We start from the raw sequence: 15902 nt of genomic DNA, 5'->3' as shown, positions 1-15902 counted from the left end.
CTATCGAATTTCAGTTAGAATATAGCCTTAATAGTTCTTGTAAGGGTAAATGATTTCGTTTATTCACCTCAACAAAATATTCTAATTGCCATTTTTGAGTTTCGATAGCCTGTTTGCTCGTTGGTTTTTCCCATCTTGGGTAAACTCTAATTGCCATTTTCCCTTTTGTAGTGGCTGTTTTAAGGATATTTTGTTTTACAAGAATTTCTTTTGGAAAAACGAATTGTCCATAATAATTTTTACTTGTAAAGGTATTGATAACCAATAAATCAGTAGCATTTTCATATGAAAATGCTTGGTTTTTATGATTCCTATCTTTTTCCCAGAAGGCAACAAACTGTCCTACCTTAGTAGGAGTTTTCTTTGCGACTCTAAATCTAACCGATTTCGAGTTTAGCTGAAATATACCCGCCCCATAATCTGAATTTTGAGCTTCTTCTCGGATAGCTTTTATAATGAAGTGATTTGGCTCATAAAAATTTTTATTTACATATGTTAACGCCTTATAAAATTCATTCACTACTTTTACCCCTTATAATTTTAATACTACTAAATCCAATGCCTCTCAAATCAGTTTTTTACACAATGCCTAAATAAAGTAATTGAACTATGCTCTACTGATCAAAAGTTTAGTAATAGAACCTTCCTCTTCGGTTAGTGATACCCATCTCAATAATCGACAAATGACATCAAATGTCTATGACCATTTGAAGCCTTCCCCATGCTGCTCATCATAATGCCACTTTTCCCTTTTCTTCCATTAGCTCGTTTTTCTTCGACCGAAACAACTCCCCGAATGCTGCACCTCCTAAAATAAACACAGCCCCGGCTATTTGCACAAGACTTAACTTCTCTCCTAAAATGGCAGCTGAAAAAATCAATGCCGACAGCGGCTCTAAATATCCAAGGATTGATACTGTCTGAACAGGCAAACCACCAATGGAAGAAAAGTAAAAATAGCAACCGATCCCAGTACATACAACGCCTAATATCAGGATGGGTATCAGATTTCCTTGCACAATGTTAACTGAAAACCCTTGCTTTAAACCTATAAAAATTGCAACCGTTATAAAGCTAGTAAATAACTGGCACATGGCATTTTCAAGTCCAGTTATGCTTTTTGCCTTTTTATTGAAAACCACCATAATGGCATATGTAATCGCCGATAATATTCCGCAAATCAATCCCCAAGATTTCCCATCCTGTGACAAAGCTTGCCCGTTTACACAAAGCATTCCAATTATTACAGCAAGAAACCCAAGTAGTTTGGAACTTGTCATCTTTTCCCTAAATATAACGGGAGAAAGGACCATGACGATAACAGGACCACAATAATAAGCAAGGCTGGCAATACTTACACCTATTTCTGCATAAGCTTCAAACAAAAACATCCAGCTTGTACCCATCGCCATGCCGGAAATCACTATATACAAAAAGTGTTTTTTGTTTTTCCAAAACTGTACTTTGTGCTTTAATAGTGCAAATATTAAAATCAGAAAAATGATACCTATCAAAGTCCGCAAAAAAACGATTTCATAGCTGTTCAATAAAATATAACTTGCAACAATTCCGTTTGAGCCAAACAGGAGCAAAGCAGCTATATATTTGAAATAAGCATTTTTCACTTTTATCACCATTCTTTTCTGAATTTTACAATTCAATCACAGTCGGAATGTGCTTCGTATAGGTTAGGAAGTTATTGACGATTTCCTTTGTTTTAACCTTCATATATCCGGTTGTAGTCCCATCGCTACATCCATACCATTCTTCCGAAAGTACGTCCTTATCAAAAACAACTTGCACAGAATTGTCTTTGTCCATCAAAACGCCAAATACAGTAGAGCACCGATTTTAACTCCCAGAATACTTTCCATCAGTTCCGCAGGAGCAAAGGATACGCGGGAAATGCCGAGTGCATTGCCTAAATCTTTTGATTTGAATGGCTTATCTGCCGTAGTTATAAATAAATAGAACTTTGTCTTTTTACTATTACAAAGGAACAGCGTTTTTACCATTTTCATATCCAATTTTTGATTGATCTCGATACAATCCTCCATTGAAATTGCTTCATCTGTATTCACTCGTTGAAATGAAATCTGTAACTTTGTCAATGATTCATAGACCATTTCTTGTAGCGGAGACTTATAGCTATCTGGTGCTTTTTCCATAGTATCACTCACAAAGAACATCTTATATATCTTCTCCTTTCCGAACTTGAATTTTAGATAGTAATAACATATCATGTTGACATATATTACAAAAACGAATATTTATCATGATTTGTATGACAAAAACAGATGGGGAAGGAAAAAGTATGAATATCCAAAAATATATGGCGTTTATCAAAGTAGTGGAATTAGGTAGTTTTACAAAAGCTGCTCAAAGCTTGGACTATACACAGTCTGGGATAAGCCGTATGATTAATGATTTAGAAACGGAATGGGGGGTTTCCCTTTTTGAAAGAGGACGTGCGGGTATCAATTTAACCTCGGATGGCTTAAAGTTACTGCCCCAATTAAAGCGAATCTGTAATGAGCATGAAATCTTAACGACTCAGATCGAAGACTTACACGATATGCAGTCTGGGATGATTCGTATTGGGACCTTTTCCAGCGTAGCATCCCATTGGCTCCCTAACATTATTAGAATGTTTAAGAAAGATTACCCAAAGATAGATTTTGAACTTTTGCTTGGTGATTATACAGAAATTGAAAGTTGGATTCTAAATGGACGTGTTGACTTCGGATTTGTGCGGCTACCGTCAAAAACAGAACTTGAAACTATGTTTTTGGAGAAAGACAGGTTGCTGGTAGTGATTCCGCAAAATCATCCGCTTGCTGATTGTGAAAAGTTTCCTATCAACGACTTATTGAACAGTCCATTTATGCTATTGGAAAAAGGAGCAAAAGCGGAAATCTCTGAAATTTTTGAGATGCACCATATTTCACCGCAAGTTAATTTTACAACTTGGGATGACTATGCCATTATGTCTATGGTGGAAAACGGGCTAGGAATCAGTATATTACCAGAATTGATTTTACAGCGTATTCCTCACAAAATTGTAGCAAAAGAGCTTGAAGTTCCTGCTTTTAGAAATATTGGTATTGCTACGAGAGAGCAAAAATCACTTTCCCTTGCGTCCAAGAGATTTTTAGAATATTTATCTTATAGAAACAGGGAATGAATACAATGGAATTTTGTTAAAGGAAAAAGTTCATGCAGCCTTAAAAATTTTTCCTTCAATCCAAAAAACTATGAATCACATTCCAACCGAAATGTAATCCATAGTTCCCTAAGTTAATGACATTGATTACCAAAGCAGTTTAGCTTCGGAATCTATTCTTTTACTGTCAATTGTATCTATAGGTTTTATTCTTTTAATTTCTCCTACTATGAAAGAGCACTACCTGATGTAAATTCTTCTATGCATGGATGGCAAACCTCGTGTTGGCATACGTGATCGAGTCGCCACCAACCTCAACAATTTCAAGAGTTTCCATAATTGTCCCGGCTTTTAAGCATCATTCCATGTGATAGCAAATACATTCATCGCAACGGCCGACTATTGATATGGCTATCCCATATTGGTGTACTTACCCTAACTGGCGTTTAAATACTTTACTGGCGAAGAAGTATGAGATGACCATTATACCGACGCACCAGGCAAGCGCGGTCCAGATATCATTGCCAACAGTCCCTTCATACAAGAGGGCACGAATCGAATTCACGATGGAAGTCACGGGCTGGTTCTCAGCGAATGCACGAACAATTTTAGGCATGGTTTCGGTGGGTACAAAAGCCGAACTGATAAACGGCAGGAAAATCAGCGGATACGAGTAGGCTGACGCCCCTTCCATAGTCTTCGCTGTCAATCCAGGAATGACAGCCAGCCATGTCAGCGCCAGCGTAAACAGGGCGAGTATCCCGGCTACTGCAAGCCATTCCAGGATACCGGCGCTCGAACGGAAGCCCATCAAGAGTGCGACGAGGAAAACTACTACGACAGTTAGCGCATTAGAAACAAGCGAAGTCCACACATGAGCCCACAATACCGACGAGCGCTTGATTGGCATGGTAATAAAACGTGCCATCAGTCCGCTATTTACATCCTGAAACAGCCGGAAGGAAGTGTAAGCGATGCCTGATGCGATAGCCATCAGCAAGATACCCGGCAATAAATAATTGACATAGTTGTCTGTTCCTGTCTCTATAGCACCTCCAAAAACGTAGACAAACAGTAACATCATAGCAATCGGCGTAATCGCCACCGTAATAACCGTATCCGGGCTGCGCATGATGTTGCGCATTAAACGCCCTAGTAATACACCTGTTTTACTTTTCATTTACATCTCCTCCTTTTTGCCGATGATCGCGAGGAAAATTTCCTCCAATGTCGGCTGCTTCTCGATATACTCCACTTTCGCTGGCGGGAACATCTCTTTTAGTTCGGTAAGAGTACCGGTTGTGATGATTTTCCCGCCATGCAGGATGGCAATACGGTCCGCAAGTTGTTCGGCTTCCTCCAGGTACTGGGTCGTCAACAAAATGGTCGTGCCACTGCCGGCAAGCTCCTTGACGGTATTCCAAACTTCAATCCGCGCTTCGGGGTCAAGCCCTGTCGTCGGTTCATCGAGAAAAATGACTGCTGGCGTGCCAATCAGGCTCATAGCGATGTCTAGCCTACGCTTCATCCCACCGGAATACTGATCCGCCCTGCGGTTAGCCGCATTGGTCAGACTGAATCTTGCGAGCAGATTGTCGGCGACTTGAGCGGGATTGGAAACTCCCCTCAACTTGGCGATCATCATCAAGTTCTCCCGCCCGGTTTGCATGCCATCTAAAGCTGCAAACTGTCCTGTCAGGCTGATGCTCTGGCGAACTTGATCCGGTTGACGCTGGACGTCAAAGCCGCAAACACCTACTTCGCCACCATCTGGCTTCATCAACGTCGAAAGGATGTTGACCGTTGTTGTCTTGCCCGCTCCATTTGAGCCCAGCAGTGCGAAAATTTCGCCACGCTGCACCTCAAAATCCACTCCCCTTAAAACTTCCTTGTCTTTAAAGGATTTTTTCAACCCTTTTACAAAAATCGCTGTATCGCTCATCTTTTTTCCTCCTTATAAAAATCGCAGAAAGGCGTTAGAACGCCAATACTCCCCTAATAAGTCTGACTGATAATCTGTATTACTTACTACTAAGTTAAAAATATAACTGAATAGTTATAGGGTGGCACATTCACATTTGTAACCAGCTATTCAGTAGGATTTATCTATTGGTTTTACTTTTTTCATGATATTCTGTTTCAAATCTTTACGATACATGTCGACATAGGTTTAGTGTTTGCCACTAGTTCGTAGGAAAAGAACCCCAAGTCATCCCTAATGATTTCCAGCACTTGTTTGCTTTCTGCCGCATCGACTCCGAACTACTCGTTAAAATCATACAACCGAGCAGTTTAATTAATACTTTCGAGTTTGGGAGGTTAGCGCAGTACTTAGGCAAAAGTTAGATAAAATTTTTCCGTCAATTACTACGTTCCTCCTATTTTTTCATATCCTTATCGACTTTTTGATTGACCAATTGTTGATAGAGATCTGCATAAGTTGTTGAATCTTCAATCAGTGCATCGCAGAAAGCAGCAACGTCTGTTCCTGTTACTTCAAGCACTCCTTTCCCAGTAGCTGCTCCTTCTTCAAAGAAGCTGAGAATTTCCGAGAGCAGTCCGATACCTTCGTTTAGCTCAACAGGACCGATTTTGAAGAGATATTTTTGGATCTCTTTATAGACAATTTGGTAATCTTGTGGAAGCGCTTTGACACGTGAAACATGGGCTCTCCATTCTTTTTTACCTTCGATGATTTTTTTGATACTCATTTCAGACCTCCTAATTTTCTTGATACGTTCTTGTTGAGTTGCTCACGCCATTTTTCTCTATAATTTTTTGCGCTTTCGTCACCTACAAGCGCTGCGCAGAAGCTTCTGATATCATCTCCTAGTACTTCTTCGATGCTTTGTCCGTCTGCTGATGTAACTTCAAGCAATTCAAGAGCACTGTCAAGAATTGGCATCAGATTACGACCGGTGAAATCCCCGTGAATCCAGAGATTACTATTAATTTCTTTCCAAGCAGTTTGATATTCAGCTGGCAAGACTTTTGCTCGCGCTTCAAAACTTTTCATTGCTTTAGTCATATCGCTGCCGGTTATCTTTTCTAAAAAGTTCATTGTAGTCTCCTCCTAAGGTACTAAGCTGTTCAGAAAAGTTCTATTATTTAATCGCATCGTTAAGTTTTTGACGATGCTTATCAACCCACGATTTCGCATCAATGACGAGATTATCACAGAAGGCTGATACGTCGTTACCAGTAACTTCTTTGACGTGCTTACCATTGGCTGCGGCTTCTTCAAGAAGGTCGATGATGTGATTAAAAATGAATTTCGTTTCTTGCCAATCCATCACGCCGCCAGTGTTCCAGAGATATTTTTGCATCGCTTTGTAGGCGTTGTAGTAGTCTTCAGGTAAGGATTTTGCGCGATTTTCCATTTCACGCCATGCTTTCTTCTCGCTAAAATCTCCAAATATTTTTTCTAAAATACTCATCATATTATTTCTCCTTTAGATTTTATTTTAGTTTTAGTTCGTTAATCTTACTTGAGACGAATTCCCATTTCCTCCAAAATACTTCAAGATGCTCTTGACCTGCAGCGTTGAGTGTGTAAAATTTTCTTGGCGGTCCCATAGTGGAGGGCTTTTTCTCGATGTCCACCAGATTGTTTTTCTCAAGCCGCATGGTAATCGTATAAACTGTGCCTTCGACCACATCAGTGAAGCCGAGTTTTCGTAACTGTTGTGTGATTTCATAGCCGTAGGTTTCGCCGCGGCTGATGATCTCAAGCACACAACCCTCAAGAACCCCTTTCAGCATTTCTGTGATATATTCCAAAATTATCCCCCATTTGTATTTCATTATATTATTCAGTACTCTGTAACACAGATATTTTGTAATACTGATTACTGGTATATAGTAACGCAGAATAGTGTCACTTGTCAAGATAAAACTTTTCTTTAAAAAAGCCCGTAATAACGGGCTTAACGGGTATTTCTGCCAAATTTAACTACTCATAATTTAGTCTGATTTTACAAAAAAGACGAGCCGCAGGACTCATTTTTGAAAGGAATTGTTAAAGAGATGAATATAACCTTCCCCAGGTGATCCATTTCTTATTCATATTTAGGTGTGTATAAAATTTATACCCTTAGCGAACCACGAAAACCCCTTGCAGCATAGTAGGAATCTGCTCCATTGTGGTACATAAAGACGGTATCATAGCGACGATCACAAAAGATGGCACCGCCAAGTTTTCTAATATTAGCAGGTGTTTGCACCCAGCTCGATGTTTTCAAATCAAATTCTCCAATTTTCTGCAGCTCCCGGTATTGTTCCTCCGTTAAAAGTTCAATGCCCATATCAGTTGCCATGTCGATAGCACTATTTTCCGGTTTATGTTTTTTCCTTGACTCCAGCGCCGCGCGATCGTAACAAACACTTCTACGGCCTTTAGGACTTTCCGCTGAACAATCATAAAAAATGTATTCGTCCTTCTTCTTATCATAAGCAACGATATCCGGTTCACCGTCCGTTCTTTCCATTTCATGGAGCGACCAAAGTTTTTCTATATTAGCTTCCAACTTGGCTTGAACGTTAGCCCATTCAAGACCTTCATGGCGGTTCATATTTTTCTCAAAACGGGCTTTCAATGTTCCTTGCAATTCTTCACGTTGTTCTAGTGGCAACTCCTTATTTCGCTTTGTCATATTCGTTTCCTCCTTTTTTAACTGACTTGTTTATACAATAACTTCAACATAAAAAGCGTTAATCCTTCTTGGATGGACGAACCTGTTTGATTGTTATAATTCATAATTGGGCTGTTCGTAGGAATAAAAAAATAATGGACCTACTTTGTCAGCAGGTCCATTATCAATTATACTCTTTTCAAAAATTTCTACGCTTTTTACAATCACTCTCCATAAATATAACCATTTGGATAAACTGGTATTTGTAATTCTTTAGCGGCTGTCTCTAGTAAATCCTGACAAAAATAATAGGTGCGCTTTTTAACAATAACGCCAGCATCCATCTCAAGATCAATCAAACTATACACTGCATCATTTCCGTCCAGCTTTGTAATAACAACAATGACTGGTTTCCCCCACAGCATTTGATAAGTAGCCGTCATTGGCATTGGATCATTTGCCCATCCCTCTAAAGAATGGTTTCTAATCGCTTTCTTCCCATACTCAAATGAAGTATGAACAATATCATTTATAGCATTCTCATCTAGTAAATTAGCTATCGCATCTGGGTCTCTTCGATTAAAAGCATCTAAGTAAGCCTCAATAACTGGATCTGTAGCAAAGACACTTTCTGATTCAGAAGTGGTATGGTGCTCCTTATGATTTAGTTTTTTCAAATTCGTTCGAGCCCTATGTAAAAGTGCCTTAACACTACCTTCTGTCGAACCTATCATTTCTGCTACTTCACTTCCTCGAAATTGAAACACGTCAAAGAGTAAGATAACGACACGTTGCTTCGGAGACAAATATGCGACCAATTTCTCCATCGCTTCCCTAAGTTCAAAAGGATCTAAATCCTCGTGTGACTCTTCGGTATTTTCTCCCAATAATATTCTGTTTTGTTTTCTTTGTTGATTTAGCCACGTGTTAGTCGCAATTCGAAATAAATAGCTTTTCGGAATCAAAGGTTGAAATATTCTTGGCAAAGCACTGTATGACTTTAATAGTGTATCCTGTACTAAATCCTCTGCATCCCAAGGTGAACCTGTAATCATTTCACAATATCTCCATAAGGCCGGTCTATGAGGCTTTATCAGTAAGTCAAATTCCTTCTTTAGGTCACGCATTTCATTCGATACATGTTCCAGTTTATTCATTTTCACTTCCCCCTTAAGTTCTATTCATTATATAAACACAGTTAGAGGTAAATTAGATACGGGGAATTTAATTTTTTAGATTCTTCATGAATATTGGCTAAAACTATTATTTACGCTCCATAATCTTTTAACATTCACTAATTCCTGTTCATTGAATTCCATTCTATAAATATCAGGTTTGGATGTGCTATGTAAAAAATTTAAGTCATAGTCACTATCGAAATATCCCATCATCAAGGTCATAACAGCTCCATGAGAACCTATTACTATTTTTTTATTTCTATAAGTTTCTAGTAATTCTTTTAAAACCTTTATAGCCCTTTTTTGACAATCAGCATTTGATTCTCCTCCCTCTAAAGCGAAATTCTCTTCCAAAAACGACTTTTCCAACAGTGGAACCAATTCCTTATCAGAAACTCGATTATCTTTAGAAGAAAATATCCTCTCTTTTAAATCTTCATACACTAAAACTTCTTGCCCTAATTGTTTAGCTAGCTTTTCGACAGTTAAAATGGAACGTATATACGGACTTGAAACAACTGCATCCATTTTCTCATCTTTCAATATGTCAGTTACTCGTTGAGCATCTATATGACCTTTTTGAGTTAACCCTCTTGTTCTTTCATTTCCTTCCTTTGGCGACTCACCGTGTCTCACCATATAAACATACGTACTCATCATTTATTTTCCTCCACTAAAGTTCACTTAACTTTCTTCTTCAACTTACTGCCAAATAATTTTAGTCGATTTGCTCACAATCTAATTTTAACATTAAATTCCAGACCTTCTTAAAATATTTAAAAAGGAACGCCAATATGAATGGACGTTCCTTTTCTTTTTGCTAAAAGGTGCTTCAATTACAGATACTGTAGATAAGCACCTTTTAGCAAAATAATTATATGTTGTTGAAATACTGTCTTAAAGGTTTTTCGAAATTCATTAGTTCCTGATTATTTGATTCATCGAGTAATGTATTTCCTAGTTCTTTTACTGTTTTTCTAAACTCCTTCATATCAAATAATGTTAAAGCCAGAAAGGTTGATATGACAGCATCAGTTGGAAATCTTTCTTTTGCTTCAGTTAGGTAAGATAACGATGTTGTTAGTTCCCCCTCAATTCTATAGGATGAAGCCAAGCAGACATAACAATCTCTTAACTCTTTTTCATTTTCGATTCCTTTGTTAAGTGCTTTTATATATAATGGTATAGCATCTTTTTCATTCCCGATGTTATCATATGTCATTCCAGCATACAGATAAACTTCTCCCGAAACGTTAGGTTCCTTAGTTAACTTTTGAAAGAATTTGATTGCTTCTTGTGGTTTGCCTTTAGCAAGTAAATCTCTTCCTTTTTCAATCTGCTCTCTTTCTTTATCTTCCATAAACACACCTCCCAATTTTTAATTCTATTTGTTAAAGATTTGCACCAGATTGTGGAGGTCACACTTCGTTTTTCATCTAATGGATAGTCCCATTTATCCTCTGAAAGCTCCTTATTAGACAACATTTTTGTTTGCGTTTGTTTAAGTTGAAAACCTTTTTTTCATAAATTCTTCAGGCTGATATATGATCGCTTTTCGATAAAAGCAACACTGTTCGGTAGCCTTTCAGCTCTGTTTCTGGAAACCCCTGACTATTTTCCCATTTGCTAATGGCTCTTACTAATACTTAATTTTCCTGCTTCGAATAGAATAATAACTTTAAAAAGCGTCAGTTCATTCTTGGATAAACGCCCCCGTTAGTTGAGATAAAATTTATGACAGGTTACATTTAATAACCTCAATAAAATGTTCAACATCAGCACTCATAAGATGTTTGAAACTTACGTTTTCCTTATCATATTTAATTAAAATGCTTCTATTTATTAGCCCTTTTTTTAGCTTTATATCTTCTACTTTGTCATAATCATATATTTCATTTAGTTCATTGCCTTTTATTGAATCCGCAATGAATATTAGTCTACTATCTGTTGCAACAAGAAGGCCAGGTCTTAAAACTTCTCTATAAATAAAAACTTTCAATGAGCATTTTAAATTAGCCAAGATAGTTTCATTGTTTTCTAATAATTGTTCTTTAATTGTTGTTAGCTGTGCTTGCATCTGAACCACCTCATTAAAATATTTATATTATTACGTACGGTTTAACTTGTAATGAGATTCATAAACCTTTTTTAAATAAACCTGCTCTTTACTTCAAAAAAGATGCCATCTCCTTCTTAAAGACACGCACCCGTTAGCTTAATATCAGGTCTATTCTTGTTTCTTTTTAACCATAATCCAACCTAAGTAAAAAAAATAACCAATTATAAGTGGCAATGTACCTGCTATACTAAGTTCATTTGGCAGAAAAATGAACAATGCTATTGCTAATATAAAAGCAGGAACCATCAAACATAACCATATTCTTACTCGTTTGTTTTTTAAACTTAGTTCAAATCCCACCGTAACCCCCCTTTTTATTCAAATTATTATAAGTTCAATAATAACTATATCTATAGAAATCCACTTGTTCAGCACATGCACCAGTTAGTTCAATATACATTGAAGTGTAATCTATAGCCATACTGTATTCCAGATAAATACGGGGAATCTCTATTCTAAAAAGAACTCCAAAAACGTAATGACGTAATAACCAAAGAAGAAGTTCAATGCCTGAATTATTAAGAAAATAACCAGGATAATTATAAAGTTTCTTAAAGTTGATTGTTTTATTTGTAGGTAATATCCTATCGCCCATATAACGTAAATAAGCATAATATATATGTGTTCGGCTATGTAGGGGTCTTGTTGAGGAACGAAATGCAATCCGAAGAACGCAAAAAAACCTACTACTAATAAACCAGCAAGTAACATAATATTTGTAATATGAATTGTTTTTCTAATGATTCGAGAATCCTTCAACATAATTCCTGTGATTATTTCAAGAATGACTAACCCCAATACACATATACCAATTAAAAAATCAATGAAAAACAGTAAAAAAACGCCCAAAACAAAATGTACAACTGCAGAAATATATAAACCTATCGTTTTTTTAGAGAATACGCTATAAATCGCATAGACTAAACCCACCACTGATATTCCTGCAATCCAAACAGTCCAAGAAGTCATTCAATATTCCTCCTTTATAGCACCCGTTTTGTTTAAGTACATTCTTTCACAAACATAACCCATAATCTTCATTTGTTACAGGAATGCTGCCTAGTTTGTTTTCACTATAACTAGCACTTAGTATAATCCACCAGAAATCAGTTTTCTCTGTTTTTAGGTTTTAGACGATTTAGAATTGGAAATCGCCATCCTTCATTAGCAGGACTTCCGTTCCACCTTTTTTAATGCCCACTACTTTCATATCTTCGGTACCAAAGGTCACGTTGACTAACAAAAGGGAAGTATTCAGACCCGCTGCCTTCAACTCTTCCTCAGATTGGTCCATGCCATTTTGAATATTGGAGGGAGATGCATTTCCGATTCCAATATGACAGGCCGTATTTTCATCAAACAAGGTATTGTAAAAAAGAGTATCTGTCTGAGCAAGAGGAGATTTATTAGAGACCAAGGCAATTTCACCTAGATAATGTGAACCTTCGTTTGTTTCGATGAGATTTTGTAACACTTCCTGTCCCTTTGCGGTATAATAGTCGGTAATCCGTCCATCTTTAAAAATTAGGTAAAAATCATCGATGACACTTCCCCCATAGATAAGAGGTTTAGTACCTACCAATTTGCCATTCACCTTATTTTTATGGGGAGAAGTAAATATTTCTTCCGTAGGAATGTTCGGAAAGAAAGGTATTCCATTTTTATCTATGACACCCCCACCGATATAGAGATGATTTTTAGGTAGACCAACGAATAAATCAGTTCCACGGCTATTTGTAAAATGGAGGGATTCAAATTGGCTCTTGTTTAGGAACTTTTTTCGTGACTCGAAGGCCCTATTGTGACTCTCCCAATCTTTTACAGGATTTCCCCCATCTGCGCGAGATCCTTTTAAAATTAATTTCCATATTGATTGTAGTGCTTCTTCTTTACTTAGGTTGGGAAATACTTTCATTGCCCATGCAACGTACGGGACAGTTAGAAGACACCAGCGTATCTCATGGGATCTAATTTTCGCATAATAATCCCTCAATTTGGTACGAGAAGCTTTTTGGAAACGACTCATCCTTTCAGTGGAAACCTCTTTAAAGACATCTAAGTTTTCAGAAATAATATGAATGTAAGCAGCACCTGCATCGTCCCACTCCTTAAAACGGGCAGCCTGCCAATCAGGAAAGTGATCGATGACACTATCTGCTGCATGTAAGTAAAATTCTTTGGTAGACTGTTCATCTGTCCAATCTATAAATACATTGGAAGCTCCTGCCTCGTAGGCTACCGTTTGGATTAGACGTGCAAACGTAGCATTTTGTATATCACTATGAATAATCAATAATTGATCTTTTTGCAGATTTACACCAGCTCGTACAGCAAGTTCTGCATACTTCTTTAACTGTACTTCACTTATAAATTCATATATTCCTTTAATCATTTAATATCTCCTCTGCGATGTTCTTATAACTTTACTACAGAGCCCTGACCTACTTTAACTAAATGCCCGTTAGTTGAAGAAGTGTTGCAATTCCCACAGCAAATTACATTTCCCGTAAAAAAGTAGTTCAACTAATGGGCACAAATATCATTGCTGTACTCCAAAACAGAACTACTTAAGGTTTAATGTTGCTCTTTTTTCATAACAAGAGATTGGCAAGATAGAACATCCTATCTCTCTCACTTATTTTTATCCATATTCGCAAAAGACACCGAAGCAATCACTGGTGCAATGGCAGTGAGATTGATTAATACTAGCAATCTAATAAATAAAAAACAGACTAAAAATGGGTAGTTAATAGTGGGTTTAATTAAACTGAGGAAGTGCAGTTACCGATTATTTATTGTGACTGTCCTTTTTGTAACAAATCGTTCTTGAACACTACTATCCTGTTCGACAGCACAAGAACTTTGGCATGAAAAAGCGTCAATCCTTTTGGATCAACTCCCCCGTTAGCACAATAATAAATAACACATTCATCCACCAAACCCACCTGTTGGAGGACCATTTCTTCGAGACCTTTCTATCTCTATAGCTCTTTTAACTTCTTTAACTTGTTGTGTTTTTTCACGATACGAACTATGAAATCGCTTTTTTTGTTTTCATTGATCAAATAAAATCATCAAACCAATAAATAAAACTAAAAACAATCCCCACAAAACATTTGCAAGCAATCTCTAATTCCTACTTTATTTTTTTACAAAAGAACGAATCAACAATGTCCCAGTTAAAACCGATAATATCAGATTTGTTTCAGGCAATAAGAAGATGTTAGGGTACAAATCCTGTGATATCCCATACCATTTCACCCAATAACTGTTTGGGATAAAAACAATAACGAATAATACAACTGTTGGGATAAAAAGTTTCCAATTAAAATTAAATTTTCTTTCGATAAGTTCTACTAAGCCTTTCCATTCCATCAATATACCAAATAGAAATGCCCATAATGACATCATTATTTGAAGTTTAGGAACATCTTCTGACGCTCTTTGCCCTGCTATTTGAAGGTCATAATAATTTCCAACCATTAAGTAAAGTAAGATTATCATTCCTAAAGTTACTGCAGAAGCACCTATTACTTTTTTAATAATACTAAGACCCCCTAAGATTTTAGTACAATTTACAGAACCACACAGTTTCAATCGTTATGCCATCATCCTGCCAGTTAGATGAATAAGCATTATGTTTATTTCACCTTATACGTACCTATTCCTCATTAATATCAACCATTACTCTATTAAGAAGTATTGCAATTCCTACTATAAATTCAATTACAAATATTATTGTTGTACTCCAAAACAGAACTACTCTTTCTTGACAAGAGGTTGGCAAGATAGAACTTCCTATTTCTCTCACTTATTTTTATCCATATTCGCAAAAGACACCGAAGCAATCACTGGTGCAATGGCTGCAAGAATGACAACAACTCCTAAGAGAATTTTTATCATGTCTGACCTCCACGTTCAGTTACTGACATATATTTTGTAAAATAAGCACCTAGGAGAAGTAATGCAACAGTAATGACCCAGCTAATGATTCCCATAAAATCTAACCAATAGGCAAGCAAATTAACGACCGCAACCAGGTAAAAACAGATAGAGGTTAATGCTGTTTTAAAGCCTGTAATACCTAATTTTTTCCGTTTCCTAATTACGGTGAATATCGAAATTATCATGGTAAGAACTAGTACAGCAGATAAGATAATTGGTAACATGATCATTCTCCTTTTTCTTCTAAGATGTATTCTCTATTATTTACGTTTTAATTCGATTGAACGTTTCGCAAACACACAGAAAATTACCATATATATGGAATAAGGAATGTCTTCTATCCAATGAAATTCCTTCCGAAGTAGTCCTAGAGTAAAGTTTTTTAATAAAGTGATCAAAAATAATAGATCTATAACAGTTATTTAGTCTTTCCTTCTACCAAAGCGGTTCTTCTTCATTCGATAGTTCCATAAGGAAAGGGTATAAGCACATCACAAGTGCAAATAACCCTACTGCGGCACTTACAATGACCAAAATGGGCTGGCCCATAAGTAGTATTAATAGAACAAAAGGACCTATAAAGTTTCCGAAGCTCATTCGTCTTCTCGATTTCTTACTCACATATTGCTTTCGCTTACAGTAGGGGCATTCCATTGAATTATCGAGTGTGAACGACTTTTTAATGGATTCCGCCCAGTCCCACTTCGTATCACAATTCTGACAAGTTGGCATCTATAAACCTCCTCCTAATCAGTGAATAGCTATGACTAGCTACAAATTTCTCTAAGGAATATTTGATATTGCATTTTTCTTTTATTCCTCTTCTTTAACCTTAATTAAAGTTTAACATAAAATCCCAGACGACT

Annotated in this window: 22 protein-coding genes; 1 reads left to right on the top strand and 21 read right to left on the bottom strand. The window is 36.9% G+C overall.

Going from position 1 to position 15902, the window contains the following annotated elements; all coding sequences use genetic code 11:
• Positions 1–10: 10 nt before the first annotated feature.
• From KO561_RS04010 to KO561_RS03995, 4 genes are all read right to left on the bottom strand, one after another.
• Positions 11–520 (bottom strand): MepB family protein, encoded by a 510-nt coding sequence (locus KO561_RS04010; protein WP_231095864.1) that lies wholly within the window; start codon positions 518–520, stop codon positions 11–13.
• A 211-nt stretch (positions 521–731) separates the two neighbouring features.
• The gene (locus KO561_RS04005) at positions 732–1625 is read right to left on the bottom strand and encodes a DMT family transporter (protein ID WP_231095863.1); all 894 of its coding nucleotides are present in this window, start codon (positions 1623–1625) and stop codon (positions 732–734) included.
• A gap of 25 nt (positions 1626–1650) precedes the next feature.
• Complete coding sequence (locus tag KO561_RS04000; RefSeq protein WP_231095862.1) at positions 1651–1821, bottom strand: YbaK/EbsC family protein; 171 nt, start codon at positions 1819–1821, stop codon at positions 1651–1653.
• Positions 1821–2180 carry a YbaK/EbsC family protein gene (locus KO561_RS03995; protein ID WP_231095861.1) on the bottom strand — a complete coding sequence of 120 codons (360 nt, stop codon included), beginning with the start codon at positions 2178–2180 and terminating at the stop codon, positions 1821–1823. The genes KO561_RS04000 and KO561_RS03995 overlap by 1 nt, the downstream gene beginning before the upstream one ends.
• Before the next feature lie 134 nt (positions 2181–2314).
• On the opposite strand from KO561_RS03995, the gene KO561_RS03990 reads away from it, so the two are divergent.
• The gene (locus tag KO561_RS03990) at positions 2315–3184 is read left to right on the top strand and encodes a LysR family transcriptional regulator (protein ID WP_231095860.1); all 870 of its coding nucleotides are present in this window, start codon (positions 2315–2317) and stop codon (positions 3182–3184) included.
• A 409-nt stretch (positions 3185–3593) separates the two neighbouring features.
• Here the strand turns inward: KO561_RS03990 and KO561_RS03985 are convergent, their stop codons facing one another.
• From KO561_RS03985 to KO561_RS03905, 17 genes are all read right to left on the bottom strand, one after another.
• A complete protein-coding gene (locus KO561_RS03985) occupies positions 3594–4343 on the bottom strand; it encodes an ABC transporter permease (RefSeq protein WP_231095859.1) in 750 nt (249 codons plus the stop codon).
• On the bottom strand, positions 4344–5105 hold the full coding sequence (locus KO561_RS03980; protein WP_231095858.1) for an ABC transporter ATP-binding protein: 762 nt from the start codon (positions 5103–5105) through the stop codon (positions 4344–4346).
• Positions 5106–5541: 436 nt separating this feature from the next.
• Positions 5542–5874, bottom strand: coding sequence for a DUF1048 domain-containing protein (locus KO561_RS03975; protein ID WP_231095857.1), 333 nt, complete (start codon positions 5872–5874; stop codon positions 5542–5544).
• Entirely contained in the window at positions 5871–6224 is a 354-nt protein-coding gene (locus tag KO561_RS03970; RefSeq protein ID WP_231095856.1) for a DUF1048 domain-containing protein, read from the bottom strand. The genes KO561_RS03975 and KO561_RS03970 overlap by 4 nt, the downstream gene beginning before the upstream one ends.
• 43 nt (positions 6225–6267) lie before the next feature.
• Complete coding sequence (locus KO561_RS03965) at positions 6268–6600, bottom strand: DUF1048 domain-containing protein (RefSeq protein WP_231095855.1); 333 nt, start codon at positions 6598–6600, stop codon at positions 6268–6270.
• A gap of 22 nt (positions 6601–6622) precedes the next feature.
• Positions 6623–6943, bottom strand: coding sequence for a PadR family transcriptional regulator (locus tag KO561_RS03960; RefSeq protein WP_231095854.1), 321 nt, complete (start codon positions 6941–6943; stop codon positions 6623–6625).
• A gap of 305 nt (positions 6944–7248) precedes the next feature.
• Complete coding sequence (locus tag KO561_RS03955; protein ID WP_231095853.1) at positions 7249–7815, bottom strand: DUF4256 domain-containing protein; 567 nt, start codon at positions 7813–7815, stop codon at positions 7249–7251.
• 203 nt (positions 7816–8018) lie between these two features.
• Positions 8019–8951: a sigma-70 family RNA polymerase sigma factor gene (locus KO561_RS03950; RefSeq protein WP_231095852.1), complete on the bottom strand. Its 933-nt coding sequence runs from the start codon at positions 8949–8951 to the stop codon at positions 8019–8021.
• Positions 8952–9035: 84 nt separating this feature from the next.
• The gene (locus KO561_RS03945) at positions 9036–9629 is read right to left on the bottom strand and encodes a histidine phosphatase family protein (RefSeq protein ID WP_231097038.1); all 594 of its coding nucleotides are present in this window, start codon (positions 9627–9629) and stop codon (positions 9036–9038) included.
• A gap of 217 nt (positions 9630–9846) precedes the next feature.
• The gene (locus tag KO561_RS03940) at positions 9847–10332 is read right to left on the bottom strand and encodes a tetratricopeptide repeat protein (RefSeq protein ID WP_231095851.1); all 486 of its coding nucleotides are present in this window, start codon (positions 10330–10332) and stop codon (positions 9847–9849) included.
• Positions 10333–10704: 372 nt separating this feature from the next.
• Positions 10705–11049: a PH domain-containing protein gene (locus tag KO561_RS03935; RefSeq protein WP_231095850.1), complete on the bottom strand. Its 345-nt coding sequence runs from the start codon at positions 11047–11049 to the stop codon at positions 10705–10707.
• A gap of 150 nt (positions 11050–11199) precedes the next feature.
• On the bottom strand, positions 11200–11391 hold the full coding sequence (locus tag KO561_RS03930; protein WP_231095849.1) for a hypothetical protein: 192 nt from the start codon (positions 11389–11391) through the stop codon (positions 11200–11202).
• A 150-nt stretch (positions 11392–11541) separates the two neighbouring features.
• Positions 11542–12060 (bottom strand): hypothetical protein, encoded by a 519-nt coding sequence (locus KO561_RS03925; RefSeq protein ID WP_231095848.1) that lies wholly within the window; start codon positions 12058–12060, stop codon positions 11542–11544.
• Positions 12061–12229: 169 nt separating this feature from the next.
• On the bottom strand, positions 12230–13483 hold the full coding sequence (locus KO561_RS03920; RefSeq protein ID WP_231095847.1) for an aminopeptidase: 1254 nt from the start codon (positions 13481–13483) through the stop codon (positions 12230–12232).
• Positions 13484–14232: 749 nt separating this feature from the next.
• Positions 14233–14688 carry a hypothetical protein gene (locus KO561_RS03915; RefSeq protein WP_231095846.1) on the bottom strand — a complete coding sequence of 152 codons (456 nt, stop codon included), beginning with the start codon at positions 14686–14688 and terminating at the stop codon, positions 14233–14235.
• A 302-nt stretch (positions 14689–14990) separates the two neighbouring features.
• On the bottom strand, positions 14991–15260 hold the full coding sequence (locus KO561_RS03910; protein WP_231095845.1) for a hypothetical protein: 270 nt from the start codon (positions 15258–15260) through the stop codon (positions 14991–14993).
• Between the two features lie 211 nt (positions 15261–15471).
• Positions 15472–15768 (bottom strand): TIGR04104 family putative zinc finger protein, encoded by a 297-nt coding sequence (locus KO561_RS03905; RefSeq protein ID WP_231095844.1) that lies wholly within the window; start codon positions 15766–15768, stop codon positions 15472–15474.
• Positions 15769–15902 lie beyond the last annotated feature (134 nt).

Source organism: Radiobacillus kanasensis, assembly GCF_021049245.1.
Taxonomy (GTDB): domain Bacteria; phylum Bacillota; class Bacilli; order Bacillales; family Amphibacillaceae; genus Radiobacillus; species Radiobacillus kanasensis.
Note: the sequence above shows the minus strand (reverse complement) of the source record. Positions and strands in the feature narration are given on the sequence as shown.

Excerpts from the sequence above, each read along its gene's own strand:
- KO561_RS03955 (WP_231095853.1), bottom strand. The coding sequence starts at position 7,815 with ATGACAAAGCGAAATAAGGAGTTGCCACTAGAACAACGTGAAGAATTG.
- KO561_RS03975 (WP_231095857.1), bottom strand. The coding sequence starts at position 5,874 with ATGAGTATCAAAAAAATCATCGAAGGTAAAAAAGAATGGAGAGCCCAT.
- KO561_RS03905 (WP_231095844.1), bottom strand. The coding sequence starts at position 15,768 with ATGCCAACTTGTCAGAATTGTGATACGAAGTGGGACTGGGCGGAATCC.
- KO561_RS03940 (WP_231095851.1), bottom strand. The coding sequence starts at position 10,332 with ATGGAAGATAAAGAAAGAGAGCAGATTGAAAAAGGAAGAGATTTACTT.
- KO561_RS03945 (WP_231097038.1), bottom strand. The coding sequence starts at position 9,629 with ATGAGTACGTATGTTTATATGGTGAGACACGGTGAGTCGCCAAAGGAA.
- KO561_RS03925 (WP_231095848.1), bottom strand. The coding sequence starts at position 12,060 with ATGACTTCTTGGACTGTTTGGATTGCAGGAATATCAGTGGTGGGTTTA.
- KO561_RS03935 (WP_231095850.1), bottom strand. The coding sequence starts at position 11,049 with ATGCAAGCACAGCTAACAACAATTAAAGAACAATTATTAGAAAACAAT.
- KO561_RS03920 (WP_231095847.1), bottom strand. The coding sequence starts at position 13,483 with ATGATTAAAGGAATATATGAATTTATAAGTGAAGTACAGTTAAAGAAG.
- KO561_RS03980 (WP_231095858.1), bottom strand. The coding sequence starts at position 5,105 with ATGAGCGATACAGCGATTTTTGTAAAAGGGTTGAAAAAATCCTTTAAA.
- KO561_RS04000 (WP_231095862.1), bottom strand. The coding sequence starts at position 1,821 with ATGGACAAAGACAATTCTGTGCAAGTTGTTTTTGATAAGGACGTACTT.
- KO561_RS03970 (WP_231095856.1), bottom strand. The coding sequence starts at position 6,224 with ATGAACTTTTTAGAAAAGATAACCGGCAGCGATATGACTAAAGCAATG.
- KO561_RS03985 (WP_231095859.1), bottom strand. The coding sequence starts at position 4,343 with ATGAAAAGTAAAACAGGTGTATTACTAGGGCGTTTAATGCGCAACATC.
- KO561_RS03990 (WP_231095860.1), top strand. The coding sequence starts at position 2,315 with ATGAATATCCAAAAATATATGGCGTTTATCAAAGTAGTGGAATTAGGT.
- KO561_RS03950 (WP_231095852.1), bottom strand. The coding sequence starts at position 8,951 with ATGAATAAACTGGAACATGTATCGAATGAAATGCGTGACCTAAAGAAG.
- KO561_RS03965 (WP_231095855.1), bottom strand. The coding sequence starts at position 6,600 with ATGAGTATTTTAGAAAAAATATTTGGAGATTTTAGCGAGAAGAAAGCA.
- KO561_RS03910 (WP_231095845.1), bottom strand. The coding sequence starts at position 15,260 with ATGTTACCAATTATCTTATCTGCTGTACTAGTTCTTACCATGATAATT.